At 71.7% G+C, this 15,586-nt stretch carries 11 protein-coding genes, 1 tRNA gene and 1 pseudogene; 4 read left to right on the top strand and 9 right to left on the bottom strand.

Going from position 1 to position 15,586, the window contains the following annotated elements:
• The first annotated feature begins 166 nt into the window (after window positions 1-166).
• Window positions 167-4,456 carry a PAS domain-containing protein gene (locus QF037_RS24470; protein WP_307028650.1) on the top strand — a complete coding sequence of 1,430 codons (4,290 nt, stop codon included), beginning with the start codon at window positions 167-169 and terminating at the stop codon, window positions 4,454-4,456.
• A 110-nt stretch (window positions 4,457-4,566) separates the two neighbouring features.
• Here the strand turns inward: QF037_RS24470 and QF037_RS24465 are convergent, their stop codons facing one another.
• The 7 genes and pseudogenes from QF037_RS24465 to QF037_RS24435 form a co-directional block, all read right to left on the bottom strand.
• Window positions 4,567-6,243: a long-chain fatty acid--CoA ligase gene (locus QF037_RS24465; protein WP_307028648.1), complete on the bottom strand. Its 1,677-nt coding sequence runs from the start codon at window positions 6,241-6,243 to the stop codon at window positions 4,567-4,569.
• A gap of 123 nt (window positions 6,244-6,366) precedes the next feature.
• Window positions 6,367-6,678, bottom strand: a pseudogene (locus tag QF037_RS24460) (Lrp/AsnC family transcriptional regulator); the annotation flags it as partial.
• Window positions 6,679-6,884: 206 nt separating this feature from the next.
• Window positions 6,885-7,451: a SigE family RNA polymerase sigma factor gene (locus QF037_RS24455; RefSeq protein ID WP_307028646.1), complete on the bottom strand. Its 567-nt coding sequence runs from the start codon at window positions 7,449-7,451 to the stop codon at window positions 6,885-6,887.
• A 185-nt stretch (window positions 7,452-7,636) separates the two neighbouring features.
• Window positions 7,637-8,803 carry a lipid-transfer protein gene (locus tag QF037_RS24450; protein ID WP_307028644.1) on the bottom strand — a complete coding sequence of 389 codons (1,167 nt, stop codon included), beginning with the start codon at window positions 8,801-8,803 and terminating at the stop codon, window positions 7,637-7,639.
• Entirely contained in the window at window positions 8,800-9,243 is a 444-nt protein-coding gene (locus QF037_RS24445; protein ID WP_307028642.1) for a MaoC/PaaZ C-terminal domain-containing protein, read from the bottom strand. The genes QF037_RS24450 and QF037_RS24445 overlap by 4 nt, the downstream gene beginning before the upstream one ends.
• Window positions 9,230-10,180 (bottom strand): bifunctional MaoC family dehydratase N-terminal/OB-fold nucleic acid binding domain-containing protein, encoded by a 951-nt coding sequence (locus tag QF037_RS24440; RefSeq protein ID WP_307037347.1) that lies wholly within the window; start codon window positions 10,178-10,180, stop codon window positions 9,230-9,232. The genes QF037_RS24445 and QF037_RS24440 overlap by 14 nt, the downstream gene beginning before the upstream one ends.
• Before the next feature lie 389 nt (window positions 10,181-10,569).
• Window positions 10,570-10,884, bottom strand: a complete 315-nt coding sequence (locus QF037_RS24435) for a hypothetical protein (protein WP_307028640.1) — start codon at window positions 10,882-10,884, stop codon at window positions 10,570-10,572.
• Window positions 10,885-11,231: 347 nt separating this feature from the next.
• On the opposite strand from QF037_RS24435, the gene QF037_RS24430 reads away from it, so the two are divergent.
• Together QF037_RS24430 and QF037_RS24425 are read left to right on the top strand one after the other, a co-directional pair.
• Window positions 11,232-12,098 (top strand): bifunctional DNA primase/polymerase, encoded by an 867-nt coding sequence (locus QF037_RS24430; RefSeq protein WP_307028639.1) that lies wholly within the window; start codon window positions 11,232-11,234, stop codon window positions 12,096-12,098.
• A gap of 44 nt (window positions 12,099-12,142) precedes the next feature.
• Entirely contained in the window at window positions 12,143-12,601 is a 459-nt protein-coding gene (locus QF037_RS24425; protein WP_307028637.1) for a hypothetical protein, read from the top strand.
• Window positions 12,602-12,745: 144 nt separating this feature from the next.
• Here QF037_RS24425 and QF037_RS24420 read toward each other — a convergent pair.
• A tRNA-Ser gene (locus tag QF037_RS24420) sits at window positions 12,746-12,830 on the bottom strand.
• Between the two features lie 63 nt (window positions 12,831-12,893).
• A complete protein-coding gene (locus QF037_RS24415; protein WP_307028636.1) occupies window positions 12,894-14,378 on the bottom strand; it encodes a S1C family serine protease in 1,485 nt (494 codons plus the stop codon).
• Between the two features lie 249 nt (window positions 14,379-14,627).
• Here QF037_RS24415 and QF037_RS24410 point away from each other — a divergent pair, with 249 nt between their 5' ends.
• Window positions 14,628-15,437, top strand: coding sequence for a glycerophosphodiester phosphodiesterase (locus tag QF037_RS24410; protein WP_307028635.1), 810 nt, complete (start codon window positions 14,628-14,630; stop codon window positions 15,435-15,437).
• Window positions 15,438-15,586: the final 149 nt, after the last annotated feature.

Genomic DNA, 15,586 nt, shown 5'->3' with positions numbered 1-15,586 from the left:
CGCGTGCGGTCACACGTTCTACGTCACTTCGTCGTGCGACCTCCCTCTCATCCGGCGCCCCCGGCACAACCGGTGCCCTTAGACTCCCTCGCGTGACACGCCGCGGGCCGGTTGGCAAGATGGCCCGAACGGTCGGCAAGGTGCAGTAACAGGGAGGAAGCGTCTCGTGAGCAGCAGGCCATCCCGAGGCGCTGCTCGCCTCGCAGCCATACTCGACGCACTGCCCGACGCGTTGGTCCTGGTCAACGCCAACGGGACCGTCGTGAACGCCAACACCATCGCCCTCGAGGCCTTCGAGGCGCCGGGTACGGCTCTGGTCGGGCGCGGGCTGCTCGATCTGCTGCCCGAGTTCGACTCCAAGCTGATTCCGGGGTCGATGCGGCGGCCGGACCACATGGATCCGCGGGAGCAGACCAAGCCGACGCGGATGATCGCGCGCCGCACCGACGGGGCCGAGTTCCCGGTCGAGGTGACCAGCGCCAACCTCGAGAACGGCCAGCAGGCCTACGACAACTACGGCTACGGCGGCGACGAGCTGCTGATGCTCGTCGTACGGGACCTCACCGGGACCGTCGACACCGAGGCCGAGCTCGCGCGTTCGCAGCGGCAGACCGAGATGATCCTGCGGGCCGCGTCCGAGGGGGTCGTCGGTACCGACACCGACGGGCGGATCGTGCTCGTCAACCCGGCTGCCGCCCAGATACTGGGCTACCGGGCCAGCGACCTCGGCGGCCGCGAGCTGCACGAACTCATGCTGCACTCCCGCGCGGACGGCACCCCGTTCCCGTACGAGGAGTCCCCGCTCGCCGACACCCTGCGCTCCGGGCGCAAGCACCGGGTGCGCGGGCAGGTGGTGTGGTCGAAGAAGGGCGACAAGGTCTCCGTCGACCTGACGACCGCGCCGGTACGGGACGGTGACCAGCTCGTCGGCGCCGTCATGACCTTCACCGACCGGCGGCCCTACGACCAGCTCGCCGAGGAGAAGGACGCCGCCGAGCAGCGGCACGCGCAGGAGCTGGAGCGGCTCGCCGAGGAGCACGCCTCCGAGCTGACCGCGCTGCGCCAGAAGCACATCACCGAGATCGAGGAGCTCCAGGAGCAGCACGAGGAGGAACTCGCCGCGGGCGAGGAACGGTACGCCTCCCTCGGGGAGCGGGCGAAGGACCGGTACGAGGCGCTCGCCGGACGCCACGAGCAGCTCCTCACCCTGCTCGGGGCCTCCCTGCGCGGGCCCCTCGACGAACTGCGCCGCGAGCTGGCGGCGCTGGCCGCGGACGACGCCGGACAGCTGTGGCCCGAGGCCAACCAGGTGCTGCACCATCTGTCCGCCGGGTACTCGCGGATCACCCAGCTCATCGACAACGTCCTCGCCTACCAGCGCCTCGACACCGGCACCGACGGCATCACACGGACGAAAGTGATGCTCGACGCCGTCGTCGCGGCGGGCGTCGACGGGGCCGTGGAACTCATCGGGCCGGGGCGCGTGCAGTTCGCCGTGCATGCCCCGCCCATCGAGGCCGAGGTCGACCCGCAGCTCCTCGCCCGGGCCCTCGCCCACCTCGTCGCGGACGTCGCCGGCGTCGACGCGACCGGCAACGCGCCCGTGTCGGCGGGCGGTTACATGGACAACACCGTCGTCGTGGCGGCGGCACAGCGCGGCGAGGTCGTACGCATCGAGGTGCGCGGGCCGTACGCCGGGGGAGACCCGGTGCACGAGCCGATCGTGCGCGGGATCGTGCGCGCCCACGGTGGTGTGCTGCAGACGCATGACGTGCCGGGCATGAGCGGGAGCGCCTACGTCCTCGAAGTGCCCATCGGCGGTGGGGCGGGGGCCGTCGCGGCCGCCGGTCCGGCCGCGATCGAGCCGCCTGCCGGAACCGATGGCGGCGGGCGGCGCCGGGCGCGGCGGTCGTCCGTCGACGCGTTCCTGGAGAGCGATGCGCCGGAGGCTTCCGGCGTCGGCGCGGACGCCGACTCCGACGGGGCCGAGGGCACGCCCACCGGGCGCCGCAGAAGGCGTACGGAGCAGGCTCCGGCCCTTCCCGCGCTGGCCTCCGGCGTGGAGTCCGGGTCCGGTGGTACCGGTCGGCGGCGGGGCAAGCCGGCCGAGGGTGCCGGTGAGGACGTGGCCGACGGGGTCGACGCGGGCGTGTCCGAGGGTGCCGTCGTCACGGCCGCCGAGTACGCCGCGGGGACCGCGGCCGTGGGGAGTGGGCTGGGCGGGACCGTGCCGCCGCAGGGTGTGCCCGCGCCCGCGGAGGGTCGCCGTGCTCTGCAGGAAGCGGGCCCGGGCTCCGGCTCCGGTGAGCAGCACGCACTGCCGGCGCTGCCCGCCGTCGCGTCCCCCGAGCCCGCGGAGGGCGGGACCCAGCCGACCGGACGTCGGCGCCGCGCCCTGGCCGCCGCGAACGAGCGGGCCGCCGCGCAGGAAGCCGCGCCCCGCGCGGTGTTCGCCCTGCCGCCCGCGGACGCGGACCGGGCCGAGGACACCCCGGACGGGCCGGGCGGCGCGCTACAGCCGGCGGCCACGGCCGGACAGGCGCAGGTTCCGGGGCCGGCACACGTTCCGGGACAGGCGCAGAGCGGCGTGCCCCCGCAGACACCTGGCGTCCAGGGCGCCGTTCCCGGGCAGTTGCCGGGTCAGATCGCCGTACCCGCACAGGTTCCGGTCCAGGCCGGTCTTCCCGGGCAGGCGCCCGGTGCGGCCGCCGTACCCGCGCAGGTGCCGGGCGCTCAGATCGCCGTTCATGTCCCCGGGCAGGCCGCTCCCCCCGCCGGGCTCGTCGACGACGGTCGGCACGATGCCGTGCCACACGACCAGTCCGGTGACCACACCCCGCCGCAGCCGCACCCCTCGTCCGCGCCCACGGGCCGGCGCCGACGGGCCATGGGTACGCCCGCGGAGGCCGGTGGGACGCCCGCGCAGGGGGTTCCGGCCCAGCAGCAGGGGGTTCTGGCACCGCAGACGACCGCCGGGCAGCAGTCCGCTCAGCCGGTCCCCGCCCAGGCCGCCCGGCCCGCCGCCGTCCCCGCGCAGAACGCCACCGATCAGACCGCGCTGCCCGCCCACGCACCCTCCGGACAGACCCTCACCGGTCAGCCGCTCCCCGCCGAAGCCGCTCCCGGCCAGGCGCCCCAGGGCACCCCGGCTCCCCAGCCGTGGCCCGCCGACGACAACGCCGTACCGGCGAACGCCCCGCAGCCCGTGCCGTCCGCCGGCACCCCGGCCCCCGGACCCACGCTGCCCCCCGAGGCGGCCGCGCAGGCCCGCCCGGCGCAGCCGCTGCCCGCGGAGGCCGCGGCGCCCGTCGACCCGAACTCGACGCAGGGGCGGGCGATCAGCGTGCGGACGCTGGGGCAGGGCGTGCCGTTCACCCGGCAGGCGGCCCATGTGCAGCAGCCGACGGCGACGCCCGCGGCGCATCAGCCCGGCGGTTCCGGCCGTCGCCGCAAGCTCGGCACACCGCCCGACCCGGCCGCCGGTCGCCCGCATCCGACAGCCGAGCAGACCCCGGCGCAGCCCCAGCCCTCGATGGCTGGACAGGCGCCCGCGCAGGCCCAGCCCTCGATGGCCGGGCAGTCCCGGCTGGCGCAGATGACCGAGGGCACCGGACGGTCGTACGCCATAGGCGCACCGGACGAGAACGCCGCCGAGGGTCCCGAGCCGCTGGACGGCCCGGGTGGGGCCGTCGAGATCGCGGACACTCCGCGGCCGCAGCCCATGGACGACGAACTGCCCCCGGAGCCGCTGGACAACCCGCGCCGGCTGCTGGTGTGGCCCGCGCCGGACGTCACCACGCAGCAGGCGCTCAGCGACAGCGGCTACCGGCCCGTCATCGTGCACTCGCGCGAGGAGGTCGACGCGCAGATCGCCGCGTTCCCGGCCGCGCTGTTCGTGGACCCGCTGACCGGGCCGATCACCCGGACCGCGCTGCAGTCGCTGCGGCAGGCCGCGGTGGCCGCCTCGGTGCCGGTGATGGTGACCGCGGGGCTCGGGCAGGCGACGCGCGAGGCGGCGTACGGCGCCGACCCCGCCGTACTCCTGAAGGCCCTGGCCCCGCGCGACAGCGAGCAGCATCCGCCGCGCGTGCTGCTGATCGAGGAGCACGCGGAGATCGCGCTGGCGCTGACCGCGACGCTGGAGCGGCGCGGAATGCAGGTGGCGCGGGCCGCTAGCGACGCGGACGCGGTGGCGCTGGCGGGGCAGTTCCGGCCGAACCTGGTCGTGATGGATCTGCACCAGGTGCACCGTCGCCAGGCCGGCATCGTCGACTGGCTCCGCGCGAACGGGCAGCTCAACCGCACCCCGCTCGTCGTCTACACCGCCGCCGTCGACCAGGCGGACCTGCCGCGGCTGGCGTCCGGCGAGACGGTGCTGTTCCTGGCGGAGCGGTCCACCAGCGGTGAGGTGCAGGCGCGGATCGTGGACCTGCTGGCACGGATCGGGACGAACTAGCCAGGGGGCGGGGTCCGGGAGCGACTACGACGGCGACCGCGGAGGTCGTACGACGATGCCGGGCAGGGATGTCGACTCCCTGCCCGGCATCTCGTGTGTCCGAGCGTGTGTCAGAGCTTGGTGATGTCGAGCGCGCCCTCGGCGTACTGCTTGCGGAGCACCTTCTTGTCGAACTTACCCACGCTCGTCTTCGGCACCGACTCGATGATCGTCCAGCGCTCAGGGAGCTGCCACTTGGCGATGTGGCCTTCCTCGGCGAGGAAGGTGCGCAGGGACTCGAAGTCGGCGGTGGAGCCCTCGCGCAGGACGACCGTGGCCAGCGGGCGCTCGCCCCACTTGTCGTCGGGGACGGCGACGACGGCCGCCTCGGTGACGTCGGGGTGGGACATGAGGGCGTTCTCCAGCTCCACCGAGGAGATCCATTCGCCGCCGGACTTGATGACGTCCTTGGCGCGGTCGGTGAGAGTGAGGAAGCCGTCGGCGGAGATGGTGCCGACGTCGCCGGTCTTCAGCCAGCCGTCCTCGCTGAACTTGTCGGCGGGGCGCAGCGATTCGGCGCCCGGGCCGTTGTAGTAGGCGCCGGCGATCCAGGGGCCGCGGACCTCCAGCTCGCCCGCGGACTCGCCGTCCCAGGGCAGGCGCTCGCCGCCGGGACCGGTGAGGCGGGCCTCGACGCTGGTCGGGAAACGGCCCTGGGTGAGGCGGTAGGCGAACTCCTCCTCGGTGCCCACCACATGGGCCGGCGGGCGGGCGATGGTGCCGAGCGGGGAGGTCTCGGTCATCCCCCAGGCGTGGCAGACCCGCATGCCCAGCTTGTCGAAGGCCTCCATGAGGGAGGGCGGACAGGCGGAACCGCCGATGGTGACCTGCCCGAGGGAGGAGACGTCCCGCGGCTTGGCGGTCAGTTCGGCGAGCAGGCCCTGCCAGATGGTGGGGACGGCGGCCGCGTGGGTCGGCTTCTCGCTCTCGATCATCTCGGCGAGCGGCGCGGGCTGCAGGAAGCGGTCCGGCATCAGCAGGTTCACACCGGTCATGAACGTCGCGTGCGGCAGACCCCAGGCGTTGACGTGGAACTGCGGCACCACCACCAGCGAGGTGTCCTGGTCGGTCAGGCCCATCGACTGCGCCATGTTGACCTGCATGGAGTGCAGATAGATCGAACGGTGGCTGTACACCACGCCCTTGGGGTCGCCCGTCGTGCCGGACGTGTAGCACATCGCGGCGGCCTGACGCTCGTCCAGCTCGGGCCAGTCGTACGCGGTCGGCTTCCCGGCGATCAGGTCCTCGTACTCGTGCACCTGGACGTCCGCGGCCGCGAGGCCGGAGCGGTCGCCCGGGCCCGACACCACCACGTGCTCGACCGTCTTGAGGTGCGGCAGCAGCGGGACGAGGAGCGGCAGCAGCGAACCGTTGGCGATCACGACCCGGTCGGCCGCGTGGTTGACGATCCACGCCAGCTGCTCGGCCGGGAGCCGGAGGTTCAGCGTGTGCAGGACCGCGCCCATGGACGGGATCGCGAAGTAGGCCTCGACGTGCTCGGAGTTGTTCCACATCAGGGTCGCGACCCGCTCGTCGTCCGCGACGCCGAGGTCCTCGCGCAGCGCGTGCGCCAGCTGGGCCGCACGGGCGCCGACGTCGGCGAAGGAACGCCTGTCCGGCTCGCCCTCACCGGTCCAGGTGGTCACCTGCGATGTGCCGTGGATCGTGGACCCGTGGGCCAGGATCCTCGAGATCAGCAGCGGTACGTCCTGCATCGTGCTCAGCACGGCGTCCTCCCGGGGCGACATTGCCTACGCGGTGGTAAAGGGCTGGGGCTGATTCTGCTCACATACCACGCGGTATGTCACTAGGCAGCGGTGATCGATCACGTCACCTTGCGTTCACAGTGCTGTGCGGCTACCGGGGAGACCGCACTGCCGGCCTCGGGGCCGGAGGAGGATCTCCCGCCACTCGGCGAACAGTTGACGCAACGGCTGGTGACGATTGCCCGGGTGCTTCAGCCGGACGAGGGCCAGCACCGGAAAGCCGACTCTCGCCAGGTCCACCACCGCCTGGTACCTGGTGATGACGCCCTGCGCCTCCAGCTGCCGCACCCGTTCCGTGGTGGCCGACGGGCTGAGGTTCACCCGTCACCCCAGTTCGCTCAGGGACAGACGCGCTTCCGGCTCTGAACGGCTGTGACCGCCCCCGCGGCCCGGGCCCGCTCTGAGCGGTTGTGACACGCCCCGCGGTCCAGGTCGACTCAGAGCGATTGGACCCGCTCGCAGTCCGGGTCGGCACAGACCATTGGGGACCCGACCCCGCAGTCCAGGTCGGCGCGGTCGAAGCAGCTTGCCGTGCCCGGGGCACCTGCCTGGCGGGGCCAGGCCCGAACCGTGCGAGGCAGTCGCCCGCTCCAGCGCCGCGCACCCGCGACAGGGCAGCCGCCCTAGCGGACCATCCCCAGCTCCGGGTCCTCCCGCAGCTTGCCGAGCGCCCGGGACACCGCCGACTTCACCGTGCCCACCGACACCCCGAGCACCTCGGCCGTCTGGACCTCGCTCAGATCCTCGTAGTACCTGAGGACGACCATCGCCCGCTGCCGGGCCGGCAGCTTCGTGATCGCCCGCCACATCGCGTCGTGCAGCGCCTGCTGCTCGGCCGGGTCGCCCCCGCCGGGCGTCAGCTCGGGCTCCGGGATCTCGTCGGTCGCGAACTCGTCCACCTTGCGCTTGCGCCACTGCGATGTACGCGTGTTGAGCAGCGCCCTACGCACATAGCCGTCCAGCGCCCGGTGGTCCTCGATCCGCTCCCAGGCGACATAGGTCTTGGCGAGCGCGGTCTGCAGCAGGTCCTCCGCGTCGCACGGGTTCGCGGTCAGCGACCGGGCGGTACGCAGCAGCACCGGCTGGCGGGCCTTCACATACGACGAGAAGGAGGGGTACGTCGCGTGCGGGCGGGTCAGCCTCGCCGGTACCGCGACGTCCGATGCGCTGGTGCAGACGGGTGTGGTCATGGCTCCACGCTAGAAGCGAGGAGGCCTCCCGCTCATCGGCCGCAGGTCCCGAAGACGACTCCGCCTCAGGTTGTAGGGGTGGGGGTGGCTCCACCTCCTGAGGGTGGACGAGGGGGTGGGGACTACTGCGGGACGACCCCTGAGAGGTACACCCGTCCTCGCAGACGGGCCCGCCTTCCGAGGGCTCAGCCGTCCCCGGAGAGCACCAGCCCCGAGGTGGGCACCCCCGTCCCCGCCGTGACCAGGACCCGGCCCGCGCCGGATATCCGGTTCACCGCCGTCCCCCGTATCTGACGCACTCCCTCCGCGATCCCGTTCATCCCGTGCAGATACGCCTCCCCCAGCTGTCCTCCGTGTGTGTTCAACGGCAACCGCTCCCCGGCCACGAAGTCCGCCGCCTCCCCCTTACCGCAGAACCCGAACTCCTCCAACTGCATCAGCACGAACGGCGTGAAGTGGTCGTACAGGATCCCCACGTCGATGTCGGCCGGCGTGAGCCCCGAGGTGCGCCACAACTGGCGGGCCACGACCCCCATCTCCGGCAGGCCCGTCAGGTCGTCGCGGTAGAAGCTGGTCATCTGCTCCTGGGCCCGGCCCGCTCCCTGGGCTGCCGCGGCCACGACCGCCGGGGCGTTCGGCAGATCACGTGCCCGCTCCAGGGACGTGACGACGAGGGCCTGGGCGCCGTCCGTCTCCTGGCAGCAGTCGAGCAGACGGAGCGGCTCGACGATCCAGCGTGAGGCGGCATGGTCGGCGAGGGTGATCGGACGGTCGTGGAAGTACGCAGCCGGGTTGGTCGCCGCGTGTCTGCGGGCGATGACGGCCACCTGCGCGAAGGCTTCCGGAGTCAGACCGTAGGTGTGCAGATAACGCTGGGCCGCCATCGCCACCCAGGACGCCGGGGTGAGCAGCCCGAACGGCAGGGACCAGCCGAGCGCGACCCCCTCCGCGGAGGGCTCCCGGTGCTGCACCCCCGAGCCGAAGCGACGCCCCGACCGCTCGTTGAAGGCGCGGTAGCAGACCACCACCTCGGCCACGCCCGTCGCCACCGCCAGCGCCGCCTGCTGGACCGTCGCACAGGCCGCTCCGCCGCCGTAGTGGACGCGGGAGAAGAAGGACAGTTCGCCCATCCCGCAGGCCTGGGCCACGGTGATCTCCGGGTTGGTGTCCATCGTGAACGTCACCATCCCGTCCACGTCGGACGGCGTCAGCCCCGCGTCGTCCAGCGCGGCCCGCACCGCCTCCACGGCGAGCTTCAGCTCACTGCGGCCCGAGTCCTTGGAGAACTCGGTGGCGCCGATGCCGACGATCGCCGACCGTCCGCCGAGGGTGTCCCGGGTGCGGACGCTCATCGGGCACCTCCTGGGGCCGTCCCCGAGGGCGTCTGCGGCGGCACAACCGGCGGCGCGTCCGGCGGGACGGTGACGGTCACCGTGCCCGTGACATGTCTGCCGACGCCGTTCTCCCCGACCACCCTGACGGTCGCGGTGTCGCCTTCGATCTCCTCGACCGTGCCCGTCAACACCATGGTGTCTCCCGGGTAGTTGGGGGCGCCCAGACGGATCGCGACACGGCGGAGCTCGGCCGTGGGACCGAAGTGGTCCGTGATGTAGCGGCCGACGAGGCCGTTGGTCGTCAGGATGTTCATGAAGATGTCGGGGGAGCCCTTCTGCCGGGCCGACTCCGCGTCGTGGTGGACGTCCTGGTAGTCGCGGGAGGCGACGGCGCCGGCGACGATCAGCGTGCGGGTGACCGGGATCTCCAGCGAGGGGAGCTGCTCACCGACGTGCATGGGACCCCTCCTCATGCGACCCCTTCCCGTACAGGCCTTCCTCGACCCGGAAGACCGGGAGCACCAACTCCTCGTCGTACTCCCTGAATTCGAGCCTCACGGGCATGCCGATCCGCACCTTGTCGTACGGCACCCCGGTCACATTGCTGATCATGCGCACGCCTTCCGTGAGCTCTATCAGGCCGACCGCGTACGGAGGGTCGAAGGCCGGGAAGGGCGGGTGGTGCATGACGACGTACGAATGGACCGTGCCGGTGCCGCTCGCCTCGACGGTGTCCCACTCCGGGTGGCCGCAGGTGTTGCAGCCGGGCAGCCAGGGGTGGCGCAGGGTGCCGCAGGCGGTGCAGCGCTGGATGAGGAGGCGGTGTTCGCGGACGCCTTCCCAGAAACCGGCGTTGTCGCGGTTGATGACGGGGCGGGGGCGGCGGGGTGCCTGGTCCGGTTGCCGCTGTCGCGCGGACGCGGGGGCGTATTTGAGGATGCGGAAGCGGTGGGTGCCGGCGAGGTCGGGGCCGACGCGGATGTCCATACGGGTCGTGACGAAGTGACCCGTGCCGAGCTTCGTCGTCTTGCGGGGCGACACCGACTCGATCACCGCGTCGAAGGTGATCTCGTCGCCGGGGCGCAGGGGGCGGATGTACTCCTGCTCGCAGTCGGTGGCGACGACCGAGGTGCAGCCCGCCTCGTCGAGGAGGGTGAGCAGTTCGTCGTAGGCCGACGAGCGGTCCGTATGTCCGGAGAGGCCGCCCATCGTCCATGCCTGGAGCATGGTGGGCGGGGCGATGGCGTCCGGGCCGGAGTAGGCCGGATTGGTGTCGCCCATGGCCTCGCACCAGTGCCTGATCATGGGCGCGTTGACGGGGTCCTTGCCGGCGCCGGAGACGGCGGCGGGCCGGCCCTCGTACGTCTTCAGTCGCTGCTCCAGTTCGTCGGCCATGGCCTCCCCCTCGTCCTCGTGGTCCCGTTCGTCCCGCCCGTTTCGTATCGACACTTCTGGTACACCGCTGCCGCCGCCGGGGTTCCCACGAATCCGACGAAGATTTCTGACTGTCCGTCAGATGACGTGCGCTGTCAAGGCGGATGTTCACCGGCCCGGACGGAGTCGTCAGGCCCCCGGACGGAGTCGTCAGGCCCCCGGCCGGAGTCGGCAGGTCCGGCCAGAGTCGGCATTCCCGGCCGGAGTCTCAGGCTCGCCCCCGGCATCCGCGGCCGTACGCACAAACACCTGCGCGGCGATGCCGAAGCACCGCCGCGCAGACGCGTCACACCCCATGAAGCACGCCCGGTCCGAGACCGGGGCCACCGCCTGGGCGGCGGCTCCTCAGCTCACCACCACAGCGGGGTGAAGTTGATGGACGTGTTGTCGTTGCCCTGATTGATGGCCGTGAACGCGGAGCCGTTGACCTGCGCGGTGTTGCTCTGGTTCGAGGCACCGGAGCCCACCGCGTTCTGCTGCGTGGTGGACGAGTTGCCGTTGTTGGTGCCACCGACACCGCTGCCGACGATGCTCGTGACACCCGCGTTCGATCCGTCGTCCGCGAAGCCACCGTTGTCCGCCGTCGCGACGCCGGTGAAGAGCGCGGCGGCGAGCGGAAGGGCGGAGACGGCGGCGATGACGCGGGCGGTACGGATGCTTGCCATGTCCTTCCTCCAGAACCCGGCTTCATAGCCGGAAGTACGTCAAGTAAGGCTTCTTCCCGGGCAGTTGGCCGACCGCCTCGGAGTCGATCACGACGTCGCGAAATCAGAGTCGCCCACCGGATCCCTGGCAAACCAGTCCGGAAGCGACCATTCCCCCTGAAGCGTGAGGACAAGTCGATAAACCCCTTTCACGACTTTGAGCATCAGGTCGGGGCGATACGGGCATACCCGTCCCAAGTGCCGCAAGAGGTGAAGCGTTCCGGCGCTTTTCCGGCCAACTCGCCCCGCTCGGCGAGTCGCTCTGGAATACGCTTCCCTTTCTCGAACAGGTGTACGAAAATAGAGTCATGGCCACCACAGACCGGCAGGCCACGACGCTGGCCCTCGCCCACGCCCTGTCAGCCGCCGAACGCGGCCTGGCCGTCATCCCCCTGTCCCGTTCGAAACTCCCGGCCCTGCGCTCCCCGCACCGCGACGACCCCGAGGCCCCGCCCTGCCACGGCGAGTGCGGCCGCTTCGGCCACGGGGTCTACGACGCCGCCACCGACCCGAACCGCATCCGCGAACTGTTCTCCGCGGCCCCCTGGGCGACGGGCTACGGCATCGCCTGCGGCCTCCCGCCCCACCACCTGATCGGCATCGACCTCGACACGAAGTCGGACACGGACTCCTCGGCGGCCCTGCGCGAGCTGGCCCTGCGCCACCTGTTCACGATCCCCGCCACGGTCGTCGTCCTGACCCCGAGCGGCGGCCGCCACCTCTGGTTGAGCGGCCCGCCCGACGTCGTCGTGCCCAACTCGGCCGGCCGCCTGGCCCCCGGCATCGACATCCGAGGCGCCGGCGGCTACCTCGTAGGCCCCGGCTCCCGCACCGACCATGGCATGTACGCGACGGCCCCCGGTACGGCCCATCTGTCCCCCGCCGCCTGTCCGCCCGCCCTGCTGCGCCTCCTGCTGCCCCCGCTCCGCACCCACCACCCCACGCCCCCGTCGGCGGGCGACCACGGTCAGGGTCTGGTCCAGTTCGTCCTCGCCGCGCACGAGGGACAGCGCAACACCCGCCTGTTCTGGGCGGCCTGCCGCGCCTACGAGGACGGCATCGGCCCCGCCCTCGTCGACCCCCTGGTCGACGCGGCCCTCAACACCGGCCTGACCGAACGCGAGGCCCGCGCGACGATCGCGTCGGCGGCACGCATGACGGGGCACCGGCCGTAAGGCGCGTACGAACCGGCGTCGGCCATGAAATTCACGGGAGCTCGATGCACCACCGACCTAGAGTGCCGACCACGACACTGGCCCGCCTCGTCCTGACCTCCGGCCGCAGCATCGACCTCTCCGAGCTGCGGCTCTCCTCGACGTACGGCGGAATGCTGGAGGGCTATCCCTGCAAGCCGGTCAACGAGATGAAGATCAAAGGCCTGTTGCAGTCGGCGGAGCGGGATTTCCCGAGGACGCCGGTCCACCTGGTCCCGCCGCCGCGGGAGTACCCGGACCAGTACGCGGGTGCGTTCGGCCCGGTGGAGGTGCTCCCGTCGGTGGCGTGCGTGGGCCGCTTCCGCTCCGACGCCATGAACCCGGCCCACGATCCGGTCCTGTACCGGTCAGACCTCACGGTCATCTGGTTCCAGCCCACCACGCAGGTGCCGTCGGGCTGCGACGCGGAGGCCGGGCTGCGGGACGTGGCGTGGGACGAACTGGCCCGGGACTACGAGCTGTAGCCGAACCGCTTGTCGCGGACCGGGAAGGCGTACGGAGGCACGGGGATCGGCCGTATCCCTTCGGGCGAACGACTCCCGACCCTGGAGTCCGCGCACAGCACGACGGCCCCTGACCGATTTACCTGGTCAGGGGCCGTTCATATGCGGTGGGTGTGGGATTTGAACCCACGGTGACTTGCGCCACGACGGTTTTCAAGACCGTTCCCTTAGGCCGCTCGGGCAACCCACCCCGCGCCACCCGTGATCGGTGGCGCGGGGACCAGAGTAACCGGTGAGCACGCGCGCGCGTGGGTCAGCTGTCGCCCTCCCGGGAACCCAGGGTGAGATCCACGGTGTTGGTCTTGCCGTCGCGTTCGTAGGTGATCTTGACCTTGTCGCCGGGCTGGTGGGTCCAGATCTCGCCGATGAGGGTGGGACCGGAGTCGATGACCCGGTCGTCGAGCTTGGTGATGACGTCGCCGGGCTTGAGGCCCGCCTTGGCCGCCGGGCCGCCCGCCTCGACCGCGTCGGAGCCGCTGGCGCCCTGCTCGGTGATCTTCGCGCCGCCCGTGGAGTCCTCCAGGGAGACCGAGGCGCCGATCTTGGCGTACACCGGCTTGCCGGTCTTGATCAGCTGCTGGGCCACGTACTTGGCCTGGTTGATCGGGATGGCGAAGCCGAGGCCGATCGAGCCGGACTGGCTGGTGCCGCCCAGGCCGCCGTTGCTGCTGGACTGGATCGCGGAGTTGATGCCGATCACATTGCCCTGGGCGTCCAGGAGGGGGCCGCCCGAATTGCCCGGGTTGATCGAGGCATCCGTCTGCAGGGCGCTCATGTAGGACGCGTTCGAGCCGCTGCCGTCGCTCGACGCGACCGGGCGGTTCTTCGCGCTGATGATGCCCGTCGTGACCGTGTTGGAGAGGCCGAAGGGGGCGCCGATGGCGATCGTCGAATCGCCCACCGCCACCTTGTCCGAGTTGCCCAGCGTCAGCGGCTTCAAGTCGCTCGGCGCGTTCTTGAGCTTGATCACCGCCACGTCGTAGCCCTGCGCGTGGCCCACGACCTCGGCGTCGTACTTCTTGCCGCTCGGGAAGGTCGCGGTCAGCTTGCCGCCGTCCACCGCGTCCGCCACGACGTGGTTGTTGGTGACGATGTGGCCCTCGGTGTCGAAGACGAAGCCGGTGCCGGTGCCGCCCTCGCCGCTGCTGGACTCGGCCTGGATGGTGACCGTGCTCGGCAGGGCCATGGCGGCCACGCCCGCGACCGTGCCGGCGTCACGCTTGACGGAGCCGCCGCTGTCGGAGGCCGAGACGGTGGTCGACGAGCCGTTGTCGTCGTTCCTGGCCAGGGTGTAGCCGAGGCCGCCGCCCAGGCCGCCCGCGACCAGCGCGGCGATCAGGACCGCCGCCATCAGGCCGCCGCGGCCGCGGCGGGACTTCGGGGCGGGCTGCTGGTAGGAGGCGCCCCAGCCACCGCCACCCGCACCGCCCGAGCCGCTGTCGGCGTACGACGGGGTGGCCGGGGGCGGGGGCGGCCACGAGCCGTCCGGCGCCTGGCCCGGGGCAGCGCCGCCCTGCGGACCGCCCGCGCTCGCCGAGGCGTACGCCGGTGCCTGGCCCGCGTGGACCAGTTCCTGCTCCGGTGCGCCGGGGGCGTGCGGGGGCGTCGTGGGGAACTGGGTCGTCGGGGCGCCGCTGCCGGGCGCGGTCGCCTGCGGGGAGGCTGCGGGGGAATCCACCGGCACGGGAGGTGCGGACGGGGCCGGGGGTACCGCAGTGCCCTCGTTCTCGGTGCTCACAGCTTTTCTCCTCGATCCACGGCTGTTGTCCTGATGTCACGCTCGTTCACGCTTGCCGACGGTCCGGCGCGATGCAGCTGTGCATGTGCTTTTGTATGCCGTCAGCTTTTCCCACAGGCCGTCAGAGCACCATAAGCGGTGGCTGTGGGTCCGCGACTTTCCTTTATATGGGACCTGTCCGGCGAACCGGACGCATCTTGGCGCCCTCCTCGTGCGACGCGTACCCCGGTGCGGTGGCACCATGACGCGGTGACCCACGCACGGCAGCAAAGCATTCAGGTCGTCGCTCACCGTGGAGCCTCCGAAGAGGCCCCGGAGCACACTCTGGCCGCGTACAAGAAGGCGATCGAGGACGGTGCCGACGCCCTCGAGTGCGATGTGCGCCTGACCGCCGACGGCCATCTCGTCTGCGTCCACGACCGACGCGTCAACCGTACGTCCAACGGGCGCGGGGCGGTCTCCGCCCTGGAGCTGGCCGACCTGGCCGCCCTGGACTTCGGCTCCTGGCGGAACCGGGACGAGGAGCCCGACTGGGAGCACCGCCCGGAGGACCGTGAGGACACCTCCGTACTGACGCTGGAGCGGCTCCTCGAGCTGGTCGCGGACTCGGGGCGGCGGGTGGAGCTGGCCATCGAGACCAAGCACCCCACCCGCTGGGCCGGGCAGGTGGAGGAGCGGCTGCTCGTCCTGCTGAAACGGTTCGGGCTGGACGCGCCCGCCTCGGCCGCCGACTCCCCGGTGCGGATCATGAGCTTCTCGGCCCGCTCGCTGCATCGCGTGCGTGCCGCCTCGTCGGCGCTGCCCACGGTCTATCTGATGCAGTTCGTCTCGCCCCGGCTGAGGGACGGTCGACTTCCGGCGGGCGTCCGCATCGCGGGGCCCTCGATCCGGATCGTGCGCAATCACCCGGCGTACATCGAGCGGCTGAAACGAGCCGGTCACCAGGTGCACGTATGGACGGTGAACGAGCCCGAGGACGTGGATCTCTGTGTCGAGCTCGGCATCGACGCGATCATTACCAACCGACCGCGCGCAGTCCTGCGCCAGCTGGGCAGATAACCAAAACGCCGACAACTGGTAAAGACCTGTGACGACATCTTGACCCGACCACCCGGGCACCCGCATTCTCCCAACCCGGCCAGGACGTCGAAATCCAGCCAGTCGATTACAGGGTGTGCTCCGGCGCGTTCGGACCGTATTCGATCGTT

Source organism: Streptomyces canus (genome assembly GCF_030815415.1).
GTDB classification, from domain to species: Bacteria; Actinomycetota; Actinomycetes; order Streptomycetales; family Streptomycetaceae; genus Streptomyces; species Streptomyces canus_F.
Note: the sequence above shows the minus strand (reverse complement) of the source record. Positions and strands in the feature narration are given on the sequence as shown.

Coding starts and splice junctions, on each gene's coding strand:
- QF037_RS24455 (WP_307028646.1), bottom strand. CDS start 7,451: ATGACCACACCCGTCTGCACCAGCGCATCGGACGTCGCGGTACCGGCG.
- QF037_RS24440 (WP_307037347.1), bottom strand. CDS start 10,180: ATGGCCGACGAACTGGAGCAGCGACTGAAGACGTACGAGGGCCGGCCC.
- QF037_RS24425 (WP_307028637.1), top strand. CDS start 12,143: ATGCACCACCGACCTAGAGTGCCGACCACGACACTGGCCCGCCTCGTC.
- QF037_RS24430 (WP_307028639.1), top strand. CDS start 11,232: ATGGCCACCACAGACCGGCAGGCCACGACGCTGGCCCTCGCCCACGCC.
- QF037_RS24435 (WP_307028640.1), bottom strand. CDS start 10,884: ATGGCAAGCATCCGTACCGCCCGCGTCATCGCCGCCGTCTCCGCCCTT.
- QF037_RS24450 (WP_307028644.1), bottom strand. CDS start 8,803: ATGAGCGTCCGCACCCGGGACACCCTCGGCGGACGGTCGGCGATCGTC.
- QF037_RS24465 (WP_307028648.1), bottom strand. CDS start 6,243: ATGTCGCCCCGGGAGGACGCCGTGCTGAGCACGATGCAGGACGTACCG.
- QF037_RS24445 (WP_307028642.1), bottom strand. CDS start 9,243: ATGCACGTCGGTGAGCAGCTCCCCTCGCTGGAGATCCCGGTCACCCGC.